We start from the raw sequence: 24,300 nt of genomic DNA on the forward strand, positions 1-24,300 counted from the left end.
TGAGGGGATGTGCGTGTAACTTTCCCGATGGGTGCCAAGTCCAGACGCCGGTCTAATTCACCCGTTCCACGGATCATCCCCGCTGACAGCTAGCGTTGCTGGCGGCGCCCGCCCAACTGGATCCAGACCGGCGCATGATCACTGGCCTTGGCTTCGTTGCGCACCCAGGCATCCACGCCCGCCCGCCTCAGATAAGGGCTGAGATCAGGGTTGAGCAGCAGGTGATCAATACGGAGCCCGGCATTGCGCGCCCAGTGATTGCGAAAATAGTCCCAGAACGTGTAGATGCGCTGCTCGGGATACAGGTGACGAACAGCGTCGACCCAGCCCTGCGCCAGCAACTGTTGGAAACACGCCCGCGATTCAGGTTGCAGCAGCGCGTCCTTGAGCCATGAGCGCGGGTTATAGATGTCCAGATCGGTGGGCACAACATTGAAATCGCCCGCCAACACCGCAGGATGGCTGCTGCCATGCAGTGTTTGGGCATGCTTGATCAGGCACTCGAACCAGCGCAGTTTGTAATCGAACTTGGGGCCGGGTTGCGGGTTGCCATTGGGCAGGTAAAGGCAGCCCACCAGTACACCATGCGCCGCAGCTTCCAGATAGCGGCTCTGCTGATCGTCCTGCATGCCGGGCAGCCCGCGACGCACCTCCAGCGGCTCGCTATCACGCGCCAGGATCGCCACGCCGTTCCAGGAGGGTTGCCCTTGGTACAGGCAACCATAACCTGCAGCTTCGATGGCCTGGCGAGGAAACTGCTGATCGGCCGCCTTCAACTCCTGCAAGCAGGCAATGTCCGGTTGCTCCCGCTCCAGCCAGGCCAACAGTGCGGGCAGGCGGCTGCGGATGCCATTGATGTTGAAGGTGGCGATCTTCAGCGCTTTCATGCGTCAGGGTCGCTCACGTGAGCCTGCACGGCATCTTCCAGTGCCCGGATATGTGCCTCATCGGCCAGTGCCTTCAGCCTCAACCAGTCATCCCAGTCAATCGCACCATCGTCCCGTAATGCCTCGGCGGTGCGAACCAGTTCATGGTGGTAGGCGTCCGGCGATTCGCGCCGGTAGCTGATGTCGTCGTACTGCGCGTACCAGGCTTCAAGTTCAGGAATGCTGCGTTCGATGTTCATGACGGCCGCCTCGTTCTATCCCTGCTAGTGAGAGCCCTAGTGCTGCGCAATGTTCAACCGCAACGGCCAGTCGGTCAGCATCCCATACCACTGAAGGAGTGCATTGGAACTTCTCACCCCGTCCGAGACGTCCCACATCCACACCTGGCAAAAACGGAGATTGAACGATGAGTGCAAAACTGAGTGGCAAGCGCGTTGCCTTTCTGGTCACCGATGGCTTCGAACAAGTGGAGTTGACCGGACCTCGCGAAGCCTTGCAGAAAAACGGGGCCGTGATCGACATCCTGAGTGACAAGGAAGGTACTGTCCGCGGCTGGAACCATGACAAGCCGGCCGATGAGTTTGCGGTGGACGCGACGTTCGACAGCGCCCACCTCGACCTTTACGATGCCATCGTGCTACCGGGTGGGGTACAGAATTCCGACACCATCCGCCTGATACCTGGCGCCCAGAAACTGGTCAAAAGCCACAATTCGGCCAGCAAGCCACTGGCGGTAATCTGCCACGGCGCCTGGCTGCTGGTATCGAGTGGACTGGCCAAGGGCAAACGGATGACCAGCTACAAGACCTTGCAGGATGATATCCGCAATGCAGGTGGCCACTGGGTCGATGAAGAGGTAGTGGTGGACGGCAACCTGATAACAAGCCGCAAGCCGGATGATATCCCCGCCTTCAGCGAGCAATTGGTCAAGGCCCTTGCGGGCTAGCTCCCTGACCTGTGAACTGGCAAACACCTGGTTTGCCAGTTCAACACACCAACTCCGTTTGCACGCATTGACCTGACTTTTGCTGCAACGGTTTGCAAAACCGGCACACCACCTTGCAATCGCGATTAATTCCCATATGCATCTGATTAGCGGAAAGGTGAAGTGCCCATCGACACCCCACTGCAACCCATTGACAGCCTGTATCGCGATCACCACGGCTGGCTGCAAGGCTGGCTGCGCCACCGCCTGGGTGATCGCGAGCGGGCGGCGGACATCGCTCAAGACACCTTCCTGCGCCTGCTGGTAACCCGCCGCCTGCCGGAACAGCGTGACGGCCGTCGATTCCTGGTGCAGATCGCCCGCAACCTGGTCATAGACCAGTGGCGTCGCCAGCGTATCCACCAAGCTTATCTGGAGAGCCTCGCAGCCCTGCCCGAGCCAGAGACGCCGTCACTGGAAACCCGCGCAATCGTGATCGAAACCCTGATGCAGATCGACGCCATGCTCGACAACATGCCTGCAAAGGTACGCGAGGCATTTCTGCTGTCGCAATTTGAAGGGCTGACCTACACACAGATCGCAGCTCGGCTGGACGTCAGCGTCAGCTCGGTACAAAAGTACATGCTCCGCGCCATCACTGCTTGCTATCAGGTCCTGTACGCTGAATGAAAAACGCCAGCGAAGCACCGCTCTCCCCCGCAATCTTCGAGCAGGCCAGTCATTGGCTCATGCTGCACTGGAGCGGTGAGTTCGAAGCGGCACAACAGCAGCGCTTTCTTGAATGGCGCGCCGCGGACCCGGAGCACGATCGTGCATGGCGACGCCTGGAGCGCCTGCAAAGTACCCTGAGCGGTGTCCCTGCGGATACAGCACTAGGGGTGCTGCGCGAGCTGCCCGATGCGCGTCGTCGGCAGACGCTCAAGCTGCTTGGCATGTTGCTGTTGGCCGGCGGGAGCGGCTATCTGGTGCATTCGCATTCCCCTTGGCGCGAAACCATGGCAGACCTGCGCAGCGGCACTGGCGAATGTTTGCGACGCTCGCTGGTCGATGGCAGCCGGCTTAGCCTGAACAGCGGCACTGCGGTTGATATCCGCTTCAACACGTCAGAGCGGCGCATTTGCCTGATTGCTGGAGAACTGCTGCTTGAAAGTGGTCATGACCCGGCGCAGCGCCCGCTGATTATTGAAACTGCAGAGGGGGAAATCCAGGCGTTGGGCACACGCTTTTCCGTGTACCAGCGTGAGGGTGGCAGCCATGTCGAGCTGTTTGAAGGCGAGCTGAAGTTGCGTCCGCGGCAGGCGCCCGCCAGCCGCCTGCAGGCAGGACAAAGTCGTTGGTTTTCCGCCAATCGCCTCGGCGACCTCGGGCCAGCCAACCTCAACACCATCGCCTGGCTAGACGGCCGCTTGATCGCCGAACGCATGCCGCTGGGGCATTTCGTCGCCGAACTGGCTCGCCATCGTCCCGGCGTGCTTCGCTGCGACCCCGCTGTAGCGCAGTTGCCACTGACGGGGGTGTTTCCCCTGGCAGACACCGACCGCGTGCTAATGGCCGTTCAGCAGTCGCTACCCGTAAAAATACACAGATTGACGCGCTTCTGGGTCAACGTCAGCCCGGCTTAGAAACGCAGAAGGCTGCTGGCCGTCTGCTTCCGGCCTGAATGGCAAAAAAGAGTTTGTGCAGTGTTGTCGTTTTGGTCGAGTTGTACGGGATACCTCTTGAAACCCATCAACAAGCCTTCTCAAGAGGATCGTTCAGAGTGTCGCACCTGCCCACGCCAACCCGTTCACGGCTGACCCACCACATCCTGCTTGCCAGCTTGCTCGGCGGCGCCCCTTTACTGCTTGCCGTGCCTGCAGCACTGGCCTACGCAAGCGAACAGACACGCCAGTACGCCATCCCGGCTGGGGGCCTTGATCAGGCGCTGAACCGTTTCGCGAGCCAGTCCGGCATCTTGCTGTCCGCAGACGCACAATTGACCGCCGGCAAGCATAGCCCGGGGCTCAGCGGCACCTACTCAGTGAGTGACGGCCTCGCCCAACTGCTGGCCGGCACCGGCCTGCGCGTGCTCAAGCGTGCGGACAGCTACATAATAGAAGTGGCAGCGGACAGCGAAGGTGCCCTGGAACTGGGGGCGACTACCGTAACCGGCGCACTGCTGGCTGGCACCACCGAAGGTACCGGTTCATACACCACACGTTCAGCGCAGACGGCCACCAAACTGCCATTGTCCCTGCGCGAGACACCACAATCAGTCACGATCATCACGCGCCAACGCATCGAGGACCAGAACCTCGCCAACCTCAACGAGGTGGTGCAGAACACCCCTGGGCTCACCCTGCGCCGGACGGGCCCCGAACGATCCTCGTACTACGCCCGGGGGTTTTCCCTCGACAACATCATGTATGACGGCCTGCCCACCAGCCTGGACAGCTCACAGGTGTCCCAGGACCTGCTGTCGGCCGACATGGCCATGTATGACCGGGTCGAAGTCGTGCGCGGTGCCACCGGCCTGATGCAGGGTGCGGGCAACCCTGCTGCATCGATCAACCTGATCCGCAAGCGGCCGACGCGGGAATTCCAGGCCAGCATCGAAGGCAGCATGGGCAGTTGGGACCGATACCGCACCGAGGTCGATGTCTCCGGGGCGCTCAACGACAGTGGAACCGTTCGCGGCAGAATGGTGACGGCGTATCAGACCGGCAACAGCTACCGGGACACCCTGGAAAACGAACGCAACCTGTTCTATGGCATCCTTGAGGCCGACCTGGACGACAGCACCACCTTGACCCTGAGTGCATCGCGCCAGCAAGACAACAACAATGGCAACGGCTGGACCGGCCTGCCAGTGGGCTTCGACGGCAGTGACCTGCATTTGTCACGCTCTACGTCGCTGAGCAGTGACTGGGAGTATTGGGACAAGACCAGCACCTCTGCCTACGCGGCACTGGAACACCTGCTGGACAACGGCTGGAAGCTCAACATCTCGGCTACCAAGACCTGGGCCGACCTGGACATGCTGGGCACCTATCTGGTCGCTAACACCACCACCCAGGCCTATAACCAGTTCGTCGGCGCGGGCCACTATCGGGAAACCCAGAACAGCTTCGATGCCTACGCCAGCGGCCCGTTTCGCCTGATGGACCGAGACCACGAACTGGTGGTCGGCGCCAGTCACCGGCGGGTGGTGTTCAACGGGGACGTGCCCTACAACATCTTGCTCAACAGCAACATCGACCTTTACAACTGGGACGCTGGCGCCACGCCAAAACCGCCGAGCCAGGACAAATACGGCTGGCAGAACACCAATGCCAAGCTCAACAGCGTTTATGCCACCACACGCCTGAGCCTGGCCGACCCGCTGAAGCTGATCCTGGGCAGCCGCCTGGACTGGTACGACAACACCACCTCCTCGCCCTACAAAGGCACCGCCCCGAGCGAGCTCAAAGTCACTCGGCATGTCACCAGGTACGCCGGCCTGATCTATGACATCAACGAGCATCACAGTGTGTATGTCAGCTACACCGACATCTTCAAACCCCAGAACTACCGGGATGCCTCCGACAATATCATTGCGCCGATCACCGGGAAAAACTATGAACTGGGCATCAAGGGTGAGTACTTCGACGGGGCACTGAACGCATCGGCCGCCCTCTTTCAGATCGACCAGGAGGACCGCGCGAAGTCATTTACCGACGGTTGCCCTACGGCTCCCACTACCCCGTGCTACGAAGCGGCAGGCAAAGTGCGCAGCAAGGGCATAGAACTGGAGGTTCAGGGCCAATTGACGCCTGATTGGCAACTGGCTGCGGGTTATACCTTTGCCGAAGCCAAGTATGTCAAGGATGCCAAGAAGGAAAACGAGGGCCGCCTCTTCGACACCGATATTCCCCGCCATCTGTTCAAGATGAGCACGTCCTACACCCTGCCAGGGCAATTCAACCAATGGCGTGTGGGGGCCTCCCTTTATCACCAGAATCGAATCTACAACAAAAACACCACCTACATGATCGAGCAGGATGGCTACACACTGGTGGACTTCATGTTGGGGTTCAAGCCGACCGAACACATCGATGCGCGCGTCAATCTCAACAATGCGTTCGACAAGAAGTATTACAACGCGCTCAGCAACTCTGTCACGGTGCCGAGCAGCGTTTACGGAGAGCAACGCAACCTGATGCTGTCGCTGAAGTACACATTCTGACAGCTGCGCTGCCCCCGGCTCTCACACAGCCGGGCACGCTAGCCAGGCTCACGGTTTCTTTTCTACATCCCTGGGTGCTTTCGCCGGGCCTTGTGGGTCCAATTGAGGGTCGTCCAAGTCCGGAGAGTCCGGGTCGAACCCCAGGTCCTCATCCTTCGTTGCATGATCGGAAGGCCTTTTTGCCGCTGCTCGTCGGGTTTGTTCATCATCCGTTCTCCGAGTGTGTGTGTGTGTCACCGTCACGGCCTTGCCCCTGCCTAGACAACGCCATGGCTTGTTCCTGAACATTTCAATGGGGATCGTCCCTGCCTGGGCCCGCTTCGTCGTGCTCCCCCAGTTGCTGGTACCGCTTTCGAAGCGCATGGAGTTCAGCAGGCCCCATGTCCTCAAGGTCGAGCAATGCCTTGTGCGCCCGTTGGGTAGTGCGCAACAGTTCGTCCAGTTTGATGTGCAACTCGTCGCTATCACGGTTTTGGGTATTCTGGATCAGGAACACCATCAGGAACGTGATGATTGTGGTCGACGTGTTGATGACCAGCTGCCACGTGTCGTTGAAATGAAACAAGGGCCCACTTACGCCCCAGGCTATGATCAACATCAAGGCAATAAAGAAGGTCAACGGCCGCCCGCTGTGGTTGGCTAGCCATTGTGCAAAACGATCAAATTTCATCGCTGAGCCTCCTTCGTGGTGTACCGCGGTGCAACCCTGGCATCCGGTGGAGGATTGCAACACCGGCAAAGTTCCCAATTTTGCATAGCCATCCACTCGTCAATCCCGGTGAACAATCTCGTCCTGCTGCCTGTCGCTACTGTTAAGCACAGGAGCTCAGGGGGCTATGGTGAGCGAGATCCGCATTGGAATTTCCGGTTGGCGCTATGGCCCATGGCGCAAGGACTTCTACCCCGAGGGGCTGCGCCAGGACGACGAGCTGGCGTTTGCCTCACGGGCAGTCAACAGTATCGAAATCAACGGTTCGTTCTACGCCCTGCAAACGCCCGAGCGCTATGGCAAGTGGCGTGACGAGGCACCGCAGGGCTTCGTTTTCTCAGTCAAGGCGCCGCGCTACATCACTCATGTACGCAGGCTCCGCGAAATCGACGAGGCGCTTGCCAACTTCTTCGCATCGGGCCCCTTGCTGCTGGGCGACAAACTCGGCCCCTTCCTGTGGCAGTTTCCCCCCAACCTGAAATTCGACGCGCAGCGCTTCGGCGACTTTCTGGCCAAGCTGCCACGCGACCGCAAAGCCGCCCGCAGCATTGCGCGCCACGCCGCAGAACGCCTGCAAGGCAACGGCGGCGTGGCCGTGCCGGGTAATGCGCGCCTGCGCCACGCCGTGGAAATCCGCCACCCCAGCTTCCTCTGCGACACCTTCATCAACCTGCTACGCAAGCACAAGGTTGCGTTGGTGGTCGCCGACAGCGCCGGCAAATGGCCCTATGTCGAAGAGGTCACGGCCGATTTCATGTACCTGCGCCTGCATGGCGATGTCGAACTGTACAGCAGCGGCTACACGGCCAGGGCACTGCGCCGCTGGCGCCTGCGCATCCAGGCCTGGGCTGCGGGCGGTCAGCCTGAGGATGCTCAGCGTGTGGTGCGTCGCGCCCCGGCAAAACGCACCTCCCGTGACGTCTACTGCTACTTCGACAACGACCAGAAAGTCCATGCCCCTTACGATGCCCGCCGCCTGCTGGACAAGCTAGGCCTTGACGGCGAGCTGGCGACCGAACCAGGCGTCGAGCCGCAGGAGCCGCTATGAACCCGACACTGCCCGCCCCCCGCTGCATCATCGACAAGGTCACCGCCGTACATCGCCTGACGGTACTGACCCTTAACGTGCACAAAGGCTTCACCCTGTTCAACCGCCGCTTCATTTTGCCGGAACTGCGCGAGGCGGTACGCTCGACCGGCGCCGACTTGGTGTTTCTCCAGGAGGTGCACGGCAGTCATCAACACCATGCCGAGCGCCATCCCAAGTGGCCAAAGACACCCCAGTACGAATTCCTCGCCGACAGCATGTGGCCGCAGTTCGCCTATGGCCGCAATGCGGTCTACCCCCATGGCGACCATGGCAACGCCCTGCTGTCCAAGTTTCCCATCCGTGCCCATGACAACCTGGATGTTTCGGTCCATGGCAACGAAGAACGGGGCCTGTTGCATTGCCAGCTGGAAGTGCCGGGCCATGAACAGGTGCACACAGTCTGCGTACACCTGGGCCTGCGTGAAGCGCATCGTCAGCGGCAGGTCGGCCTGCTGCAGGCATTGCTTGACAGCCTGCCGCCGGATGAGCCGGTCATCGTCGCTGGCGACTTCAACGATTGGCGCCTGAAAGCAGATGCGAGGCTGTCGGGCCACCTGGTGGAGGCTTTCGGCAAGCCGGCACGCAGCTTTCCCGCGCGCTTGCCGATGTTGCGGCTGGACCGCATCTACCTGCGTAACGCACAAGCTTGCGAAGCACGGGTGTTGTCCAGATACCCGTGGTCACACCTCTCCGACCATGCCCCGCTGGTGGCGCAGGTGACGCTATGAAGCTGCCTTGGTGCGACGGCAACCGCGTCGAGTTGCTGATAAACGGCGAGCAGTATTACCCCCGCGTATTCGAGGCCATGGCCCAGGCACGCGAGGAAATCCTCCTGGAAACCTTCATCATCTACGACGACAAAGTCGGCCAGCCCCTGCGCCAGGCCCTGATCGATGCCGCGCGACGCGGGGTGCGGGTCGAGGTGGCGGTGGACGGCTACGGCACCGCCGACCTGCCTGACGATTTCATCTCATCGATGACCGAGGCCGGGGTGCGTTTCCATTCGTTCGATCCGCAACCACGGCTGGTGGGCATGCGCACCAATCTGTTTCGCCGCTTGCACCGCAAGATCCTGGTGATCGACGGTCAACGCGCCTTCATCGGCGGCATCAATTACAGTGCCGACCACCTGGGTGACTTCGGCCCACAGGCCAAGCAGGACTACGCCGTGGAGGTCGTCGGCCCAGTGGTGGCCCAGGTGCATGCTTCTTCCTGCCGCATGCTCGCACCGGTGCTGGATGCCGCCAGCAGGATTGCGCCGGGCGGCATCGCTTCAGGCCCGGCCAGCGCCGTGCTGGTGGAACGCGACAACCAGCGCCATCGCAACGATATCGAAGCCTGCTACCTTCAGGTTTTCCGTGAAGCAAGGCAACGAATCGTCGTGGCCAACGCCTACTTCTTCCCCGGCTACCGCTTGCTGCGCGAACTGCGCAACGCCGCCCGGCGCGGGGTCGAGGTGACGCTGATCCTCCAGGGGCAACCGGATATGCGCTGGGTACGCGCGCTCTCGCGGCTGCTCTACAACTACCTGTTGCGCGACGACGTGCGCATCCATGAGTACTGCCAGCGGCCGCTTCACGGCAAGGTTGCGTTGGTGGACAACGACTGGTCCACCGTAGGCTCAAGCAACCTCGATCCACTGAGCCTGTCGTTTAACCTTGAGGCCAACCTGCTGATACGCGACCCCGCGTTCAACGAACAACTGTACCAGCACTTGACCGAACTGAGCCGGGAGCACTGCAAGACCGTGACGCTGGAGCGCATGGTGCGCGGCTACTGGTGGCGTGCTCCGCTGATCTTCCTGGGCTTTCACATCACGCGCTATTTCCCGCAGATCGCCGGCTGGTTTCCGGCGCACCGGCAGCGCCTGCAGTCGCTGCAAGCCGACGGCGAGGCCCCGGCCGATTACCACGGGGGCAAGACCTGATGGCCACTACCCGCTGGAAGACATGGGGCAAACGCTTTCTGACCGTGCTGTTTCTGGTGTTGATACCAGTGCTGCTGTTCTCCCTCGCGCGCAACCTGGACTGGAACGAAGTCCGCCAATCGCTGCTGGCGTACCGGCCCTCGACCCTGGCCTTGGGGTTGCTGCTGGCCCTGTGCAGCTACTTGGTATTCGCCAGTTACGACCTGCTCGCCCGCGCCTACACCGGCCACCGCCTGCCGGCCCGTCAAGTGCTGCCGGTAGCATTCGTCTGCTATGCGTTCAACCTCAACTTCACCACCTGGGTCGGTGGCGTGGCCCTGCGTTATCGCCTGTACAGCCGGCTGGGCCTGGATACCCCGACCATCACCCGCATCCTCACCTTGGGGCTACTGACCAACTGGATGGGCTACCTGCTGCTGGCCGGCTCGGTATTCGCCCTGGGCTTCGTGAAGCTGCCGGAAAGCTGGGCGGTGGGTGCCAGCGGCCTGCGCCTGATCGGCGTATTGATGGTGGCGATAGCGTTGGCTTACCTGTGCGCCTGCGCCTTCGCCACGCGGCGCACGTGGGCGCTGCGCGGGCACGAAGTCACCCTGCCAAGCCTGCGTATGGCGCTCTGCCAGGTCGCGCTGGGCGCAAGCAACTGGGCGCTGATGGCAGCGCTGATTCACCTGCTGTTGCCCGCTGAGCTGTTCTATCCCTCGGTGCTGGGTGTGTTGCTGATCAGTTGCGTGGCCGGGGTGGTCGCCCATATTCCCGCCGGGCTCGGCGTACTGGAGGCCGTATTCCTGGCGCTGCTCCACGGCCAGCTAGGCCAAGGCACCCTGGTCGCGGCGCTGCTGGGCTATCGAACGTTGTACTACCTGATCCCGCTGCTGTTGGCGGTGGTGACCTACCTGGTTCTCGAGAAGCGCGCCAAGGCCCTGCGCAAGCAGGTCGGGGCAGCCCTCGACAAGCGCTGACGGGCCTTGGTGCCCGGGAGGTATATCATGCGATTCGCTCTGTACATGGCAATGCTGGGCACCCTGAGCTGCGGGCAGGTGTTGGCCGAAGGTTGCGACGTGGTTACCCGCTCATCCAGCGAGGCGGTCAAACCCGTGCAGCAACACACCTGTTACAGCTACGGCAACATTCCCGCTGAGGCGATTGCCTGGTCGTGCAGCAACGAAAGCAAAGAGATGTTGAACAACGAGAAGCGTCGGGTTGAGCGTTGCCCCGACGGCAGCGTTGGCAGCTGTATCGCGCCACTGACGCAGGAGACACTGGCCAACCCCGATGCCGCTGGGCGTGATGAACCTGCCACCCGCCCTGCACTACCCAAGGATGCGCGGATCATCACCTACTACTACGACACCCCTAGCCTGGGCCAGGCCCGCAGCGATTGCGAACGCAATAACGGTGTCTGGCAGACCCATTGAGGGCGTAACTCAAACCAGATGCGTGACGGGTGAGTTTCCACATGATCCCAACTCCCGTCTCACATCTGGCAGCAACTGGCCTCATGGCGAAATCGGATCGCTCGCCGGGAATGTTTCCTCCAGTGCATTATCGACATTGGACTCTTTCGACTCAGCCAACTCACCACACTTGCAGTCGCTCATTCGACAGGGTTCGCCATTGCGATGGCCCTTCGCACAGGCCTCGCAGCAATAGGCCTTGCCATCCTGGACCACAGCATTGGCATCCACGGTGCAAGAACAATGGGTGCAGGAACAACGTTGCTCATTCATTTCGGCTCTCTCCCTTCATCATCGGGTACCACCTCATCGGTCCACAGCTCGCCGTCCAGCGGCGCGGAGCGGGCCAGTTCGGCCTCGTCCAGGCCGGAACCGGCACCGATCTCGTGGGCCTCCACCTGGCGCAAGGTCTTGTCCGCCGGGCCGCCGCTGCCAGGCTCATGCGGATCGCGGGCACCGGTCTCATCGAGCAGCGTATCGGGGCTCAGGTCATCGAGGGTGACATTGTCCTCGTGCAGGCTGTCGCTCAGCGCCTCGCCGCCGGTCATGCCGCTTTCGGCGACACGCCGGGGCGGGTAATCCTCGGCGATCTCCCGCGCCGGACGCTCGTCGCCGACACGCCCCTGGCGTTCATCGCGGCGTTCGCTGAAATCCAGCTCGTGGACGCTGCCCATGCGGTCCTCGGTGTCGTCGATCTCAATGGGCGGTCTTGGGTCATCGGGTGTGGACATGAACGTTCTCCGTCTGTGGGCTTCACTCGGTCGACTCTCCCCGGCGGCAAATGATTCAGAGTTTCTGCCAGCCCTCACCCCTCGCATTTTTTGAACTCCTCGCGCCACCGCCGCCTCCCAATCCTGAGACCCGCGAACCCTTCCGGAGCCCGTCATGGCCAAACCCCTGCAGGAGTACCAGCGCAAGCGCGACTTCAATGCCACGCCCGAGCCGGCTGGTAAACGCGCCTGTCCCCGCTCGGCCCATGCGCTGCAGTACTGCATCCAGAAGCACGATGCCAGCCACCTGCATTACGATTTTCGCCTGGAGCTCGACGGCACCCTCAAGAGCTGGGCCATCCCCAAGGGCCCCTCACTGGATCCCAAGGTTCGGCGCCTGGCAGTGCATGTGGAGGATCACCCACTGGACTACGCCGATTTCGAAGGGCGCATCCCTGAAGGCCACTACGGCGCAGGCGATGTGATCGTCTGGGACAGGGGTGTCTGGAGCCCGAAGGCGACCCACGCGAAGCCTATGCAAAGGGCAAGCTGCGCTTTCGCCTGCAGGGCGAAAAACTGTCAGGGGTCTGGAACCTGTTCCGTACTCACCTGGCCGGCAAGAAAGAGCAGTGGATGCTGGTCAAGTCTCATGATGGGCAGGCACGCAGTGAAACGGACTACAGCATTGTCGAGGCCCTGCCGGACAGCGTGCTGAGCGAACGTACCCTGCCCCCGCGCAGCCCGGCCAAGGCGACCACCGCCAGGCACAAGCGAGTCGGCCGCAAACCCCTGCCGGATACGCTCCAGCCGCAACTGGCCACGTTGGTCGACTCCCCGCCAAGCGGCGATTGGCGCTACGAAGTCAAATTCGACGGCTACCGCATCCTGGCGCGTATCGACGGTGACGACATACGCCTGTTTACCCGTAATGGCCACGACTGGAGTGCGAAGATGCCCCGGCAGGTCGAGGCGCTCAAGGCCCTGGGCCTGGACTCGGCATGGCTGGACGGCGAGATGGTAGTGGTCGACGACAACGGCGTGGCCGACTTCCAGGCCTTGCAGAACGCCTTCGACACCGAGCATGACGAGCGCATCACCTACTACCTGTTTGACCTGCCCTGGCTGGGTGGCGAGGACCTGCGTGCACTGCCGCTAAAACGGCGTCGCGACAGCCTGGCCCGGTTACTGGAAGGCCATGCATCGCAGGTACTCAGGTATTCCGCCGATTTTGAGGAACCCGTCGAGTCACTGCTCGATAGCGCCTGCCGGCTGGAACTCGAAGGCCTGATCGGCAAGCGTGCCGATAGCCCCTACGTTGGCCGGCGCAGTAGCGACTGGATCAAGCTCAGGTGCAAGCAGCGCCAGGAATTCGTGATCGTAGGCTACACCGACCCCAAAGGCAGCCGCAACGGCTTCGGCGCCCTGCTGCTGGCCCTGCACGACCACGGCAGCGGCCAGTTGCGCTACGCCGGCAAGGTCGGCACCGGTTTCAGCGCTACCACCCTGGATAGCATTCACGCCCGCCTCAAGCCGTTGCAAACCGACAGATCGCCCTTGCCGAAACCACCCACCGGTGCCGAAGCCCGCGGCGTGCATTGGCTCAAACCACAGCTGCTGGCAGAGGTCGCCTATGCCCAGATGACCCGTGAAGGCATCGTTCGCCACTCGGTGTTCCACGGCCTGCGTGACGATAAACCTGCCACCGCCATCGACCTGGAGCGAGCAATGCCCACCAAGCGCGCAGCACAGACAGAACCCGAGAACCTGGGCACCCTGCGCCTGACCCACCCCGACCGCGTGGTCGACGCAACCACGGGTACCACCAAGCGCGAGGTCGCTCACTACTACGCTCAGGTCGCCGACTGGCTGCTGCCACAGCTGAAGGACCGGCCTGTAGCCCTCGTCCGGGCCCCGGATGGTCTGGACGGCGAACTGTTCTTCCAGAAAAACGCCGGCCAGCTGCATATTCCCAAGGTGCTCAGCTACAACAAGGCCCAGGCCGGCCAGGCGGCCATGGTGCTCAACCGCGCCGACAGCCTGCTGGGCGCGGTGCAGATGAACACGCTTGAGCTGCACACCTGGAATGCCACCACCAAGGATTTCGATAAACCCGACCGCTTTGTCCTCGACCTGGACCCTGACCCGGCGCTGCCCTGGAAAGCCATGCTTGAGGCCACCCAGTTGATCCTTACCCTGCTCGACGAACTGGGCCTGAAGGTGTTTCTCAAGACCAGCGGCGGCAAGGGCATGCACCTCGTCGTACCCTTGACCCGACGCGCTGGCTGGGACGAGGTGAAGGACTTTAGCCATGCCTTGGTCAACCACATGGCCGGGCTGTTCCCTGATCGTCTCAGCGCCGTGTCCGGGCCGAAGAACCGGGTCGGGCGGATCTTTATCGACTATCTGCGTAACGGCAAGGGTGCCACCACCGTTGCCGCCTACTCGCTGCGGGCCCGCGAGGTCCTGCCGGTGTCGGTGCCGATCTGGCGTGAGGAACTGAGCCAGCTCAAGGGTGCCAACCAGTGGAACATCGGCAACCTTCACACGCGGCTTGCACAGGTCGAAGACCCGTGGGCCGAAATGGGCAAGACACGCCAGTCGATCACGTTGCGTATGCGCAAGCAGTTGGGTATTGCATGATGGAACTGACCCACTTCGATTCGTTGTTACACCGTTTTGCTCACCGTTCGCAGGCCATCGAACGCGACGCTTCGCTAATAGAACTGATGCAGGCCTTGCAGGGCGAACGGCTCGACGTGCTCCCGTTGCCCGGCCAGGGCTGCACGCTCGAACGCTGGCGCGTCCTGGCGCGGGTCGCCGGTTGCGATCTAAGCCTGGCCAAACTCTATGAAGGCCATACCGACGCCTTGGCGATCCTCGCCGAATGCGGTGCCGCCCAGCATGCCTCCAACGGCATTTGGGGCGTGTGGGCCGCCGAGCCGCCAGATGCCCGGGCATACATCGTCGAGCGGGACGGTGAACGCGTGCGCCTGCAAGGCCGCAAGGCTTGGTGTTCGGGCGCGTTGCAGGTCGACCGTGCCCTGCTCACGGCCTGGGAAGACGACCAGCCTCAGTTGGTGGCCATCGAACTGCCTCATCCCAGCCAGCGCATCCTGGCCGAGCATTGGCAGGCCGTAGGCATGGCCGCCACCCGCAGTGTCGTCATCGAATTCGACGACTCGCCAGGGCTGGCCATCGGTTCGCCCGGCCAGTACCTGTCCCGGCCCGGCTTCTGGCAAGGCGGCGCGGGTATCGCCGCTTGCTGGTATGGCGCCGCCGAGGCCCTGGCGGACTACCTTCGCGAACATTGCCGTAAACCCCGGCGCGACCCGCATGCCGATGCGCATCTGGGCGCAGTCGATGCTGCCTTGTACGGTGCCCGTGCCGCCCTTCGCGAATGCGCCACCTGGATCGACCTCCACCCTCAGGACGACGCCAGCTTCGAGGTGCGGCGCACCCGCGCCCAGGTCGAGCAGGCGGTCGAGCAGGTCATTCAGCATGTCGGCCGGGCGCTCGGTGCCACGCCGTTCTGTTGCAGCAGCCATTTCGCCCGGCTCAGTGCCGACCTGCCGGTATACATACGCCAGAGCCATGCCGAACGCGACCTGGCCGAGTTGGGCCGGCAACTGACCGGCCTGCCGGCGGGAGCATGGCAACTATGAGCCAGAACTTGATACAGGCTGCGCAAGGAACGCCATGGGGCGCTTGGCAGCATTCTGCTCAGTTGGCCCGCGCCAGCTGGACGCTGCCCGAGCAGTTGTGCCCCCCCGGAAGGCGCCTGGTGCTGCTGGCTCCGCACCCGGACGACGAAATCTTCATGGCCGGCGGGCTGCTGGCCAGCTTCCAGGGACGAGAACAGGACGTGCTGCTGATTTCTGCTACCAATGGCGAGGGCAGCCACCCGCATTCCTCGCAATGGCCCGAGCGCCGCCTGCGTCATCAGCGCCTACTGGAAAGCCGCCATGCCCTGCAACTGCTTGGGCTGGACCTCAACCGTTTGGACTGGCGACGACTCAACCTCAAGGATGGCGCGCTGCCCCATGATGAAGCCTTCCTGGTCAATCACCTGAACCAGTTGCTCAAACCTGGCGACCTGCTGCTGACCACATGGCGCGGCGACGGCCATTGCGACCACGAAGCAGCAGGTCGCGCCTGTGCCCAGGCTGCCCAGGCCAGGCGTGTACAACTGGCTGAGGTCCCGGTCTGGGCCTGGCACTGGGCAAGCCCCGATGACCCGCGCCTGCCCTGGCCCCGGGCTCACCGCCTGCAGCTGTGCGATGAGCATCTGGCGCTCAAGCGCCAAGCCCTTGCCGCACATGCCAGCCAGTTGCAGCCCGATGGTGATCGGCCACCGGTTGTGTCAGAACAGCTGCAGGCTTGCCTGTTGCAACCGTTCGAGCTGATATTCCTGTCAACGGAGGCAACATGAGCCTGGACGCACAGTACTTCGCCGACTTGTATGCCGGCAGCGATGACCCCTGGGCCTTTCGTACCCGCTGGTACGAACGGCGCAAGCGCGAGCTGACCCTGGCCAGCCTGCCGCGCCAATGCTATGAACGCGTATTCGAGCCAGCCTGCGCCAATGGCGAGCTAAGCATCCTGCTGGCCGAACGCTGCGCCAGCCTGTCGTGCCAGGACATCGACGCGACCGCCGTGGCCCTTGCCCGTCAGCGGCTTGCAGGTGTGAGCCACGCCCATGTCGAACAGGGCCACCTGCCGGGCGACTGGCCGGGCGGGCAGTTCGACCTGATCGTGCTCAGCGAAATCGGCTACTACCTGGACCCCACCGACTGGCTGCAGGTGATCGAGCAATCGGTGGCCAGCCTGGCGTATGACGGTGGTTTGCTGGCCTGCCACTGGCGCCATCCCATCGCCGGTTGCCCGCAGGATGGCCGCGAGGTGCATGCCCTGCTGGCCAGGCATCTGCCACTTTATCCAGTGCTGCGCCACGAGGAGGCAGACTTCCTGCTCGAATACTGGTCGTGTCAGCCCAGCGTGGTGGACCTTGACGAGACCTGCCCATGATCGCCGTCATCATACCCGCCCACAACGAAGCTCGTCGCCTCGGGCACTGTCTGGCCGCCGTCAAGCTGGCGGTGGCGCAAGCGGAAGCGGCGGGCTTGGCAGTGGAGGTCCTGGTGGTGCTCGACCGCTGTGTCGACGCCAGCGCGCGCATCGCCCGCCGCCATGGCGTGCATACCCTGGAACTGGAGGCCGGCAACGTCGGCATCGCCCGGCGGCTGGGCGCGGAGTGGATGATCGAGCGCGGTGCCCAGTGGCTGGCCTTCACCGACGCCGACAGCCGCGTGCCTGGGCATTGGCTGGTGTCACAACTGCAATGGCGCGCGGACGCGGTGTGCGGCACGGTGCACATCGAACGCTGGCAGCCGTGGCAGAACGCAGCGTTACGCCAGTTGTACCGCAGCCGTTATCAGGCACGAGACGGGCATCGACATATCCATGGCGCCAACCTCGGTGTATGCACCAAGGCCTACCAGCGCGTGGGCGGCTTCCAGCCATTGCCGGCGCATGAAGATGTGCATCTGGTGCTCGCCCTCGAAGCCAGCGGCGCACAGATCGTCTGGACCGCAGCGCACAGCGTGGCCACCAGCAGCCGGGTGGACAGCCGTGCGCGCGAGGGCTTTGGGGACTATCTCAAGGCGCTGGAGGGGCCGTTTGCATAACTCATGACGCCTTGCGCGGTCGCTTGGCTGCCGGCTTCTTCGCTTTGGTCTTTCCGCCGAGGCTACGTTTAAGCAGTTCAGTGAGGTCGATGATGTCGGCGCCCTTCTCAGCCGTCGCGCCCTCGCCTTTGTCCACGGTCTCGATCTTGCCTTTGCTGGCTTTCTCTTCCACTAGGTCGAGGATGGTCTGGCGAAACGCATCATGGTAATCATCCGGCGTCCATTGCCCGCTCATGTCCTCCACCAGGCGCCGGGCCATGTCCAGCTCACGCTTGTCGACCTTGCTCTCGGTCACGCTCTTGTCCAGCTCCAGCGTATCCAGCCCGCGCACCTCTTCCGGCCAGCGCAGGGTGATCAACACCAGCGCGTCTTCCAGCGGGCGCAGCAGGGCCAGGTGCTGGCGGGTGTGCAGCACCACAGTGGCCAGGGCCACCTTGCCGGTGCTGTGCAGGGTCTCGCGCAGCAAGGCGTAGACCTTGCCGCCACGACGGTCGGGGCTCAGGTAGTAGGGAGTGTCAAACTGTTGCAGCGGGATGTCGCCGGCATCGACGAACGAGAAGATATCGATTGTCTGGGTCGCCTCGGGCCTGGCCTTGCGGATTTCTTCCTCGCTGATCACCACATAACGGCCCTTCTCGTACTCCACGCCCTTGACGATGTGCTCCTTGTCGATGTCCTTGCCGGTCACCTTGTTTACTCGCTTGTAGCCAACCGGCTCCATGCTGCGCTTGTCCAGCCAGTCGAAGTCCACACGCTCGCTGCGCACGGCGGTATTCAGCGAGACGGGGATGTGCACCAGACCGAAGCTGATCGCGCCTTTCCAGATTGACCGGGCCATGGTCCGCTCCTACGTATTGAAGGGTTGGCCGGGCTGGCTGTAGCGCAGCGCGCCACAGCGTTCGCAACACTGGCAGTGAAACCCGGCGACTTCACACACCAGCAGGCTGCGCCATTGGCAGCCACGCAGCAGGCAGTAGAGTTTCATCAGCCACCTCCCTGGCCCTCTGGAGTATCCGGGCCCTTACTGAAACTGACTCCAAGGCGCCGCGAAGGTTTATCCGGATTTCCAAGGGCAGCGGCTCGCCACCGGCCTACCGATGATCGCTCATCACCTGCCCGACCACTGCGCGCATCGCCTGGCGGTTATCCAGGCCCTGTTCACGGGCCAACGCGAAGGCCTGCCGCTGGCGATCGGCACTGCTGCCCTCGCGCAGGATGTGCCGGGCCTGAATGAATGAACGCTCGGCATCTGCAGTGTCCGGCGGGCATTGCAGCTGCAACTGCATGAGCCAACCTTCGGCGCTTACCGGCTGTTGCTCGTGGACACCGATGAAGGTGGCCAGGCGGCCCTGACGCAGGGCGCGCCAGTAGTTCTCTTGGGTGACCCAGCGCATCTCGCGGCTGGCGGGGTCATCGTGGCGGGCCAGCGCCAGCTCGACAAGGTGGCGAAACAGGCCGGCGACGGCCAGTGCATCTTCCAGCCGCGGGCAGCCATCGCAGATACGCAGCTCGACCGTAGGGAACCGCCGCGAGGGCCTGATCGCCCACCAGAAGTCGCCGTCCTTGGCCAAGCTGCCGGTCCGTTGCAGCAATGCCCGGTAGCGCTGGTACGCGCTCCAGTCCGGCAACGGCTCAGGCAGCCCCATGTGCGGCCATTCCCCGCACACCACGCGGCGGTAGCTCATGTAGCCGGTATCCTCCCCGCCCCAATACGCAGACGAGGTACTGAGCGCCAACAACAAGGGCAGCCAGTAGAGCACCCGATTGATCACCCGCATCCGATCGATGCCCACCGGTACGCCAACGTGCACGTGCAAGCCATTCAACAGGCTGCGCTGGGCCACCAGCTGATAATCGTCGAACAACTGGCGATAGTGCGGGGTGCCACGTGGGCGTTGGCGCAGCCACTGGGCGCTGGGGTGGCTCGCCGCGCCGTACAGCCCGGCGCCCTCGTCGGCCAGTGCCTGGGCCAGGCGCTGACGCCGCTCGCCAAAGAAATCACGCGCCTGGTGCAGTGCGTCGAATATGGGCGAAGCGAGCTCTATCTGGCTGTGGAACATTTCCTCGGCGAACCACGGGCCCAGCGCATCCCGACAACAGCTGGCCACGGCTGCTGACGGAGCCGCCATGACCTGCCCGGTGGCCAGCTTCACCAGCAGGTATTCTTCCTCGATGCCAAACGTGCACTGCCGCGCCACGACGCTATCAGCCGCGACGGGTGACGGTCAGGGCCACGGCGGCAATGCGCTCGACCTGCTCGTAACCGGGTTCAAGCAATTGCTCACCGAATACATCCGGGTCCAGCTCGCGATAGAACCAACTGAACGCAGGCCCTGCCAGGCGCAACCGCATGGCTTCGAGCAGCGCGTCGCGCCCCTCGACGATGGCGACACCGGTGTAGAGCAGCAACGTGCCCCCTGGCGACAGGCGCTCCCGGGCTTGCTCCACGATGCGCAGCGACAGCTCGGCCCCCAGTGCGCCGCCGCCGTGGCGGTAGGCGCGCTGTCCGGCGTCGAGCATGTACGGCGGGTTGGCGACGATCAGGTCGAACGTACCTGCGATGTCATTGAGCAGGTCACTGCGCTCGACCGAAACATTGGCCACACCGGCCAAGGCGGCATTGATGGCGGTGTAGCGCAATGCCATAGGGTTGATGTCCACTGCGCAAACCTGAGCGTGTTGGGCGGCGCGAGCGATCAGCAACGCCCCTACACCGCTGCCACAGCCGATGTCTACGGCATGCTGCACGCGCTCGGGCGTGCTTCTCAAATGATCGTGTATCAGCTGGGCGAAACGGTAGCTGTCCGGGCCAAAGAACACCGCGTCGCGGCTGTCCGTTGGCCAGGCAGCATGTACCAGCAACAGATCGTCCAGGCTGGACCAGCGCACAGTGCTGCGCCACAGCGCACCTTGGGCCTCCAGCACGCCAGCGAGGCGCAGCTGCTCCAGTTCGTCAGGGCTAAGCAGCGACGCGGCAAACGGTCGACTCCAGCCGAACACATCACGCAAGGTACGCGCCTGCTGCGCATCGGCCCGGGCATTGACCCTGGCCTGGGTCGCCGGCGTCACACAGGTGAAACGATAGCCGTCGGCACGCAGTCGACGCCCCAACTGCAACAAGGCCTCATCGGCACGGATCTGGTCCTGGTCGAGCAGCATCAGTAGAGCCCTCCTTGCATCAAGCCGGTGGCCTGAATGAACGCGCGGGTGGCGTGCAGGCCCTGCGGGGTAGCATGCCGATTGCCAGCCATTGCTTCGATCAGCGCAGCCATGTCTGCAGCAGGCGGCGCAAGGGGTGTTTCATCTGCCAACTGCAAGGCGTGCTCCCACTGCCCTGGCGGCACCCGACGGATTTCTGCGCCTTGCCAGTCTCCGGCGATCCAGTCATGCCAAAGCTGCTTTTCATAAGCATCGAACACACCGAACATGGCCGCTACAGGGCCTTCTATCAGCGACCAGAAGCGGCTTTGTCGGGGATCGGTGTCGCGCTTGATCCAACCCTGAACCTGTAGCGCCTCCAGAAAATCAGGCATCGCGCCGGGTTCGGCAAGCCACTGGTTGATGGTGCGTCCTTGCAGGCGACAACGGTCCGAATGCATGCACTGGCCATAGATGCGCTTGCGCTCCAGCGCGCCGAGCAATTCGGCCCGCAGGTCGAACGAGGCGATCAACGACGGCGTGTCGATCCCCAGGTCATTAAGACGGTAACCATGCCTGACACGCTCGTAAAACGCGGGTCGCTCATCCCGCATCAGCTCGGTGAAGCTCTCTATGGCGCGGCGCGCATGGCCGCTGGCGGCATTATCGATGGTCACATGCAACTGGAAGTAATGGGCGTCGATACCCAGCTCGGCCAGCTCGTGGGTGGTGATCAGCAGATGCAAGGGGGGCTGTTCGTAACCCAGGTTGTAACCGATCACTTCTGGAAGAAAACGCTCGCAGTGCTGGCCGAGCGCCAGTTGCAGCGCGCCCTGCAGGTAACGAGCAGGATCAAGCGGCCGCTCCTGCGAGCAACCCAGACGGCTGAGCAAACGCTGGTAGATCAGCACGTGATTGCAGCGTGGGTCGCCGTCCCCGAGCTCTTCGAGAAAGGTGCGGATCAGCCCATGGAAGCGCGGGTCCTGCCAGTGCCACAGGGCCCCGTGCAGCCATGCACCGTCGACCGCCTTGGTCGGCGCGACTTGTTGCAGGAACCACAAGGCATGGGAACGGTTGGCAAAATAACGGCGGGCCCCACCCTGACGCCGGTGTTCCAGATAGGCCGCATGCGCTTTGGCGACACAACCTGCATGGGCATCGGCCCATTGCGCAAGTAGCCCCGGATCCTCTGGCAGATCGTCGACAAGCAGACGGGCATGACGCAATTGCTCCTCCAGCCAGGCCTCGCCCGTCGGTTCAGGGCCCTCAAGTAGCGCTCGATAGCGGCGTTCAAGCCCTGCGCTGGCCTTGTGGGTCGTGGTACCTGCCTGTGTCATTGCCACCATGCCTTGTACCTCGATCATTGATTCTGCGGTTTGGTCTCAGCTGGAGGATTGGTTACGGACGGTGTGGGTTGCTGCATCTGAAGCGACGGTTTACTTGGGTCAGCATCCTTCGCCGGATGATCCTTGTCGCGGTCGAAGCAACCTCCGAGCAGCGAAAAACTGGCAGACAACAGCAGCACGACAAACAGGTTGTTTTTCATCTGATGAGCTCTCGTTTTTGTGAAGACTTACAGCAACGAGTCCGACCGGTACCCGTGAATTCGTTCTGATTCCGACATAGCGGATGAGCGGTGCCCGAAACGCCGGTTGCGCCCTCACGGCGGCCCTGAATTCGAGAAAAACTAAACCTTCACCTGCTCCCACCGCTCAACCGAGTGCGACACAGAGGTCGCAGCCACCAAGCGAAGGAGTGACAGATGAACAAACCATTCTTGAAAATCGCCGGGGTAACCCTGTTGATGGGCCTGGCTTCGTTGCAAGTACAGGCAGCGTCTTCGGACGATTTCGTCGATGCGGCCACTGAAGCCGGTATCGCCGAAGTGGTCACCGGCAACCTGGCACAGGAAAAGAGCCAGAGCGCAGACATCAAGCAATTCGCCCAGCAAATGGTCACGGACCATACCAAAGCCAACCAGGAACTCGCTGATATCGCCCGCAAGCTGGACATCAGCGTGCCCGACGAAGCGGCGCTGACCGACAAGGTCAAGAAGATGATCCTCGAATGGCGCGAGGAGTCTTTCGACCGGTCATACGTCAATAATCAGATCGACGCGCACGAAAAGGCCGTGGAACTGTTCAAGAAAGAGGCCGCCTCCTCCGACAAGCCGGAGCTGAAGGCCTTCGCCAGCGACAAGCTGCCAACGCTGCAACACCATCTGGAACAGGCCAAGGCGCTGCAAGCCACCCACGGCAAGTAACCCACACGTCACCACGCTATCCAGGGGCCGCCCTGCGGCCCTGCCTTGAGCCATCTGGAGGTGGGCTCCCCATGAATGATCGAATCATCGAACTGTTCACCGACACCACATTCTTCGGCATTTCCATCCTCAACCTGCTGGTGGCGCTGTGCGTTGCTGTGCTGACGTTCCTGATTGCCAGAGCTGTCATCGGCCTGTTGATGCGCCGGGTGCAGCGCTGGTCCGAACATGACGGGGCAATGAGTCAGGTGCTGGCCAAGGTACTGGCCGGCACCAGCAACAGCCTGCTGCTGCTCGCTTCGCTGCTGGTGGGTTTGAGCATGCTGGACCTGCCCGAGCGCTGGCTGGGCCGGGTCAGTAGCTTGTGGTTCGTGGTCGCTGCCCTGCAGATCGGCCTCTGGGTCAATCGCGCCATCGCGCTGGGCCTGACCCGCTACTTCAGCCGGCACAGCGCCGACGGCCTTTACCAAGGCAGTGCGCTGGCCACGCTTTCGGCCTGGGGCGCGCGCGTGCTGTTGTGGTCGGTGGTGTTGCTGGCCATGCTGTCCAATCTGGGCGTCAATATCACCGCCTTCGTGGCCAGCCTGGGTGTGGGCGGCATTGCCGTCGCCCTGGCCGTGCAGAACATTCTGGGTGACCTGTTCGCTTCATTGTCGATCGCCGTCGATAAACCCTTCGAAGTCGGCGACTTCATCGTCATCGGCCCACTGGCCGGCACAGTGGAACATGTCGGGCTGAAGACTACACGCATCCGCAGCCTGGGCGGTGAGCAGATCGTCATGGCCAATGCCAGCATGATCAGCAGCACGATCCAGAACTACAAGCGCTTGCAGGAACGACGCATCGTGTTCGAGTTCGGCTTGTCCTATGACACCCCCACTGATGCGGTCAAAAAGGCACCCGCCATCGTCGAGGAGGCAATCAAGGCCCAGCAGCAGGTCCGCTTCGACCGCGCTCACCTGCGCGGCTTTGGTAAAGAGGCGCTGGAGTTCGAGTGCGTTTATATCGTGCGGGACCCTGGCTACAACCTTTACATGGATATCCAGCAGGCCATCAACTTCCACCTGCTAGAGCGCTTCACCCGGATCGGAGCCAAGTTTGCCGTGCCGGTACGTGCCATCAAGGTCACCGCGCTGCCGCAGCCGCCCGCTGAGCCACCGGCTCACTGATAAATAGCGGCACTTTGGCCAACGAGGGCTGTCCTAACGTGAACCCCGCTCGTCGTCTGAAGGGTGTCGGGCCTATAATCGGTGCCAAAGCTCACTCCCGGTTCGCACAAGGCTCGTGC

Annotated in this window: 28 protein-coding genes and 1 pseudogene; 17 read left to right on the top strand and 12 right to left on the bottom strand. The window is 62.6% G+C overall.

Translation table 11 applies throughout. The annotated features are described in order from the left end of the window. Positions 1-89: 89 nt before the first annotated feature. Positions 90-887: an exodeoxyribonuclease III gene (gene xth / locus E8E78_RS16225; RefSeq protein WP_060492550.1), complete on the bottom strand. Its 798-nt coding sequence runs from the start codon at positions 885-887 to the stop codon at positions 90-92. Beyond that, entirely contained in the window at positions 884-1,126 is a 243-nt protein-coding gene (locus E8E78_RS16230; protein ID WP_060492549.1) for a hypothetical protein, read from the bottom strand. The genes xth and E8E78_RS16230 overlap by 4 nt, the downstream gene beginning before the upstream one ends. A 167-nt stretch (positions 1,127-1,293) precedes the next feature. Between E8E78_RS16230 and E8E78_RS16235 the strand changes: the two genes are divergently transcribed. The 4 genes from E8E78_RS16235 to E8E78_RS16250 all read left to right on the top strand — a co-directional run bounded on the left by E8E78_RS16235 (position 1,294) and on the right by E8E78_RS16250 (position 6,037). Next, positions 1,294-1,833 carry a type 1 glutamine amidotransferase domain-containing protein gene (locus E8E78_RS16235; protein WP_060492548.1) on the top strand — a complete coding sequence of 180 codons (540 nt, stop codon included), beginning with the start codon at positions 1,294-1,296 and terminating at the stop codon, positions 1,831-1,833. A gap of 162 nt (positions 1,834-1,995) precedes the next feature. Then, on the top strand, positions 1,996-2,502 hold the full coding sequence (locus E8E78_RS16240) for a sigma-70 family RNA polymerase sigma factor (RefSeq protein WP_060492547.1): 507 nt from the start codon (positions 1,996-1,998) through the stop codon (positions 2,500-2,502). Next, on the top strand, positions 2,499-3,455 hold the full coding sequence (locus tag E8E78_RS16245) for a FecR domain-containing protein (RefSeq protein ID WP_060492546.1): 957 nt from the start codon (positions 2,499-2,501) through the stop codon (positions 3,453-3,455). Before E8E78_RS16240 ends, E8E78_RS16245 begins: the two co-directional genes overlap by 4 nt. Positions 3,456-3,592: 137 nt before the next feature. Further along, on the top strand, positions 3,593-6,037 hold the full coding sequence (locus E8E78_RS16250) for a TonB-dependent receptor (RefSeq protein WP_060492545.1): 2,445 nt from the start codon (positions 3,593-3,595) through the stop codon (positions 6,035-6,037). A gap of 48 nt (positions 6,038-6,085) precedes the next feature. On the opposite strand, the pseudogene E8E78_RS16255 reads toward E8E78_RS16250, so the two are convergent. Beyond that, positions 6,086-6,243, bottom strand: a pseudogene (locus E8E78_RS16255) (DUF6021 family protein). Positions 6,244-6,326: 83 nt separating this feature from the next. Beyond that, positions 6,327-6,707, bottom strand: a complete 381-nt coding sequence (locus tag E8E78_RS16260) for a low affinity iron permease family protein (protein WP_060492544.1) — start codon at positions 6,705-6,707, stop codon at positions 6,327-6,329. Between the two features lie 166 nt (positions 6,708-6,873). On the opposite strand from E8E78_RS16260, the gene E8E78_RS16265 reads away from it, so the two are divergent. From E8E78_RS16265 to E8E78_RS16285, 5 genes are read left to right on the top strand one after another with little or no spacing between them, the layout of a single operon-like run. Further along, entirely contained in the window at positions 6,874-7,794 is a 921-nt protein-coding gene (locus E8E78_RS16265) for a DUF72 domain-containing protein (protein WP_060492543.1), read from the top strand. Next, the gene (locus tag E8E78_RS16270) at positions 7,791-8,564 is read left to right on the top strand and encodes an endonuclease/exonuclease/phosphatase family protein (RefSeq protein WP_060492542.1); all 774 of its coding nucleotides are present in this window, start codon (positions 7,791-7,793) and stop codon (positions 8,562-8,564) included. The genes E8E78_RS16265 and E8E78_RS16270 overlap by 4 nt, the downstream gene beginning before the upstream one ends. Then, the gene (gene clsB, locus E8E78_RS16275) at positions 8,561-9,763 is read left to right on the top strand and encodes a cardiolipin synthase ClsB (RefSeq protein WP_063426153.1); all 1,203 of its coding nucleotides are present in this window, start codon (positions 8,561-8,563) and stop codon (positions 9,761-9,763) included. The genes E8E78_RS16270 and clsB overlap by 4 nt, the downstream gene beginning before the upstream one ends. Continuing rightward, a complete protein-coding gene (locus E8E78_RS16280) occupies positions 9,763-10,722 on the top strand; it encodes a lysylphosphatidylglycerol synthase domain-containing protein (RefSeq protein WP_060492540.1) in 960 nt (319 codons plus the stop codon). Before clsB ends, E8E78_RS16280 begins: the two co-directional genes overlap by 1 nt. Before the next feature lie 27 nt (positions 10,723-10,749). Then, positions 10,750-11,178, top strand: a complete 429-nt coding sequence (locus E8E78_RS16285; RefSeq protein WP_060492539.1) for a hypothetical protein — start codon at positions 10,750-10,752, stop codon at positions 11,176-11,178. An 81-nt stretch (positions 11,179-11,259) separates the two neighbouring features. Here the strand turns inward: E8E78_RS16285 and E8E78_RS16290 are convergent, their stop codons facing one another. Beyond that, positions 11,260-11,490, bottom strand: coding sequence for a metallothionein (locus tag E8E78_RS16290; protein ID WP_081238088.1), 231 nt, complete (start codon positions 11,488-11,490; stop codon positions 11,260-11,262). Next, a complete protein-coding gene (locus E8E78_RS16295) occupies positions 11,487-11,948 on the bottom strand; it encodes a hypothetical protein (protein WP_060492538.1) in 462 nt (153 codons plus the stop codon). Before E8E78_RS16295 ends, E8E78_RS16290 begins: the two co-directional genes overlap by 4 nt. 154 nt (positions 11,949-12,102) lie before the next feature. Between E8E78_RS16295 and E8E78_RS16300 the strand changes: the two genes are divergently transcribed. From E8E78_RS16300 to E8E78_RS16325, 6 genes are read left to right on the top strand one after another with little or no spacing between them, the layout of a single operon-like run. Beyond that, on the top strand, positions 12,103-12,642 hold the full coding sequence (locus tag E8E78_RS16300) for a DNA polymerase ligase N-terminal domain-containing protein (RefSeq protein ID WP_244965061.1): 540 nt from the start codon (positions 12,103-12,105) through the stop codon (positions 12,640-12,642). Beyond that, positions 12,561-14,567, top strand: a complete 2,007-nt coding sequence (gene ligD / locus E8E78_RS16305; RefSeq protein WP_244965062.1) for a DNA ligase D — start codon at positions 12,561-12,563, stop codon at positions 14,565-14,567. Before E8E78_RS16300 ends, ligD begins: the two co-directional genes overlap by 82 nt. Further along, positions 14,564-15,589 carry a hypothetical protein gene (locus tag E8E78_RS16310; protein WP_060492536.1) on the top strand — a complete coding sequence of 342 codons (1,026 nt, stop codon included), beginning with the start codon at positions 14,564-14,566 and terminating at the stop codon, positions 15,587-15,589. The genes ligD and E8E78_RS16310 overlap by 4 nt, the downstream gene beginning before the upstream one ends. Next, positions 15,586-16,356, top strand: coding sequence for a PIG-L family deacetylase (locus tag E8E78_RS16315; RefSeq protein ID WP_060492535.1), 771 nt, complete (start codon positions 15,586-15,588; stop codon positions 16,354-16,356). The genes E8E78_RS16310 and E8E78_RS16315 overlap by 4 nt, the downstream gene beginning before the upstream one ends. Further along, a complete protein-coding gene (locus tag E8E78_RS16320; protein ID WP_060492534.1) occupies positions 16,353-16,952 on the top strand; it encodes an SAM-dependent methyltransferase in 600 nt (199 codons plus the stop codon). Before E8E78_RS16315 ends, E8E78_RS16320 begins: the two co-directional genes overlap by 4 nt. Beyond that, positions 16,949-17,611, top strand: coding sequence for a glycosyltransferase (locus tag E8E78_RS16325; protein WP_060492533.1), 663 nt, complete (start codon positions 16,949-16,951; stop codon positions 17,609-17,611). Before E8E78_RS16320 ends, E8E78_RS16325 begins: the two co-directional genes overlap by 4 nt. A gap of 1 nt (position 17,612) precedes the next feature. Here the strand turns inward: E8E78_RS16325 and E8E78_RS16330 are convergent, their stop codons facing one another. The 6 genes from E8E78_RS16330 to E8E78_RS16355 form a co-directional block, all read right to left on the bottom strand. Continuing rightward, positions 17,613-18,449 (bottom strand): Ku protein, encoded by an 837-nt coding sequence (locus E8E78_RS16330; RefSeq protein ID WP_060492532.1) that lies wholly within the window; start codon positions 18,447-18,449, stop codon positions 17,613-17,615. Between the two features lie 9 nt (positions 18,450-18,458). Next, entirely contained in the window at positions 18,459-18,596 is a 138-nt protein-coding gene (locus E8E78_RS16335; RefSeq protein WP_169725120.1) for a PSPA7_2676 family Cys-rich small protein, read from the bottom strand. A gap of 106 nt (positions 18,597-18,702) precedes the next feature. Then, the gene (locus tag E8E78_RS16340) at positions 18,703-19,809 is read right to left on the bottom strand and encodes a carboxylate-amine ligase (protein WP_060492531.1); all 1,107 of its coding nucleotides are present in this window, start codon (positions 19,807-19,809) and stop codon (positions 18,703-18,705) included. A 7-nt stretch (positions 19,810-19,816) separates the two neighbouring features. Further along, positions 19,817-20,770, bottom strand: coding sequence for a class I SAM-dependent methyltransferase (locus E8E78_RS16345; RefSeq protein WP_060492530.1), 954 nt, complete (start codon positions 20,768-20,770; stop codon positions 19,817-19,819). Beyond that, positions 20,770-22,095 carry an iron-containing redox enzyme family protein gene (locus E8E78_RS16350; RefSeq protein ID WP_060492558.1) on the bottom strand — a complete coding sequence of 442 codons (1,326 nt, stop codon included), beginning with the start codon at positions 22,093-22,095 and terminating at the stop codon, positions 20,770-20,772. Before E8E78_RS16350 ends, E8E78_RS16345 begins: the two co-directional genes overlap by 1 nt. A gap of 14 nt (positions 22,096-22,109) precedes the next feature. Further along, positions 22,110-22,295 carry a hypothetical protein gene (locus tag E8E78_RS16355; RefSeq protein ID WP_060492529.1) on the bottom strand — a complete coding sequence of 62 codons (186 nt, stop codon included), beginning with the start codon at positions 22,293-22,295 and terminating at the stop codon, positions 22,110-22,112. A 216-nt stretch (positions 22,296-22,511) separates the two neighbouring features. On the opposite strand from E8E78_RS16355, the gene E8E78_RS16360 reads away from it, so the two are divergent. Together E8E78_RS16360 and E8E78_RS16365 are read left to right on the top strand one after the other, a co-directional pair. Then, positions 22,512-23,012: a DUF4142 domain-containing protein gene (locus E8E78_RS16360; RefSeq protein ID WP_060492528.1), complete on the top strand. Its 501-nt coding sequence runs from the start codon at positions 22,512-22,514 to the stop codon at positions 23,010-23,012. A 71-nt stretch (positions 23,013-23,083) separates the two neighbouring features. Further along, on the top strand, positions 23,084-24,181 hold the full coding sequence (locus E8E78_RS16365; protein ID WP_060492527.1) for a mechanosensitive ion channel family protein: 1,098 nt from the start codon (positions 23,084-23,086) through the stop codon (positions 24,179-24,181). The last annotated feature ends 119 nt before the right edge of the window (positions 24,182-24,300 follow it).

The organism is Pseudomonas sp. BN505 (assembly GCF_029873175.1).
GTDB classification, from domain to species: Bacteria; Pseudomonadota; Gammaproteobacteria; order Pseudomonadales; family Pseudomonadaceae; genus Aquipseudomonas; species Aquipseudomonas putida.

Bases quoted from the DNA above. Each gene is read 5' to 3' on its own strand.
- xth (WP_060492550.1), bottom strand. From the start codon at position 887: ATGAAAGCGCTGAAGATCGCCACCTTCAACATCAATGGCATCCGCAGC.
- E8E78_RS16230 (WP_060492549.1), bottom strand. From the start codon at position 1,126: ATGAACATCGAACGCAGCATTCCTGAACTTGAAGCCTGGTACGCGCAG.
- E8E78_RS16235 (WP_060492548.1), top strand. From the start codon at position 1,294: ATGAGTGCAAAACTGAGTGGCAAGCGCGTTGCCTTTCTGGTCACCGAT.
- E8E78_RS16245 (WP_060492546.1), top strand. From the start codon at position 2,499: ATGAAAAACGCCAGCGAAGCACCGCTCTCCCCCGCAATCTTCGAGCAG.
- E8E78_RS16260 (WP_060492544.1), bottom strand. From the start codon at position 6,707: ATGAAATTTGATCGTTTTGCACAATGGCTAGCCAACCACAGCGGGCGG.
- E8E78_RS16265 (WP_060492543.1), top strand. From the start codon at position 6,874: ATGGTGAGCGAGATCCGCATTGGAATTTCCGGTTGGCGCTATGGCCCA.
- E8E78_RS16270 (WP_060492542.1), top strand. From the start codon at position 7,791: ATGAACCCGACACTGCCCGCCCCCCGCTGCATCATCGACAAGGTCACC.
- clsB (WP_063426153.1), top strand. From the start codon at position 8,561: ATGAAGCTGCCTTGGTGCGACGGCAACCGCGTCGAGTTGCTGATAAAC.
- E8E78_RS16280 (WP_060492540.1), top strand. From the start codon at position 9,763: ATGGCCACTACCCGCTGGAAGACATGGGGCAAACGCTTTCTGACCGTG.
- E8E78_RS16285 (WP_060492539.1), top strand. From the start codon at position 10,750: ATGCGATTCGCTCTGTACATGGCAATGCTGGGCACCCTGAGCTGCGGG.
- E8E78_RS16290 (WP_081238088.1), bottom strand. From the start codon at position 11,490: ATGAATGAGCAACGTTGTTCCTGCACCCATTGTTCTTGCACCGTGGAT.
- E8E78_RS16295 (WP_060492538.1), bottom strand. From the start codon at position 11,948: ATGTCCACACCCGATGACCCAAGACCGCCCATTGAGATCGACGACACC.
- E8E78_RS16300 (WP_244965061.1), top strand. From the start codon at position 12,103: ATGGCCAAACCCCTGCAGGAGTACCAGCGCAAGCGCGACTTCAATGCC.
- ligD (WP_244965062.1), top strand. From the start codon at position 12,561: ATGCTGGTCAAGTCTCATGATGGGCAGGCACGCAGTGAAACGGACTAC.
- E8E78_RS16310 (WP_060492536.1), top strand. From the start codon at position 14,564: ATGATGGAACTGACCCACTTCGATTCGTTGTTACACCGTTTTGCTCAC.
- E8E78_RS16315 (WP_060492535.1), top strand. From the start codon at position 15,586: ATGAGCCAGAACTTGATACAGGCTGCGCAAGGAACGCCATGGGGCGCT.
- E8E78_RS16320 (WP_060492534.1), top strand. From the start codon at position 16,353: ATGAGCCTGGACGCACAGTACTTCGCCGACTTGTATGCCGGCAGCGAT.
- E8E78_RS16325 (WP_060492533.1), top strand. From the start codon at position 16,949: ATGATCGCCGTCATCATACCCGCCCACAACGAAGCTCGTCGCCTCGGG.
- E8E78_RS16330 (WP_060492532.1), bottom strand. From the start codon at position 18,449: ATGGCCCGGTCAATCTGGAAAGGCGCGATCAGCTTCGGTCTGGTGCAC.
- E8E78_RS16335 (WP_169725120.1), bottom strand. From the start codon at position 18,596: ATGAAACTCTACTGCCTGCTGCGTGGCTGCCAATGGCGCAGCCTGCTG.
- E8E78_RS16345 (WP_060492530.1), bottom strand. From the start codon at position 20,770: ATGCTGCTCGACCAGGACCAGATCCGTGCCGATGAGGCCTTGTTGCAG.
- E8E78_RS16350 (WP_060492558.1), bottom strand. From the start codon at position 22,095: ATGGTGGCAATGACACAGGCAGGTACCACGACCCACAAGGCCAGCGCA.
- E8E78_RS16355 (WP_060492529.1), bottom strand. From the start codon at position 22,295: ATGAAAAACAACCTGTTTGTCGTGCTGCTGTTGTCTGCCAGTTTTTCG.
- E8E78_RS16360 (WP_060492528.1), top strand. From the start codon at position 22,512: ATGAACAAACCATTCTTGAAAATCGCCGGGGTAACCCTGTTGATGGGC.
- E8E78_RS16365 (WP_060492527.1), top strand. From the start codon at position 23,084: ATGAATGATCGAATCATCGAACTGTTCACCGACACCACATTCTTCGGC.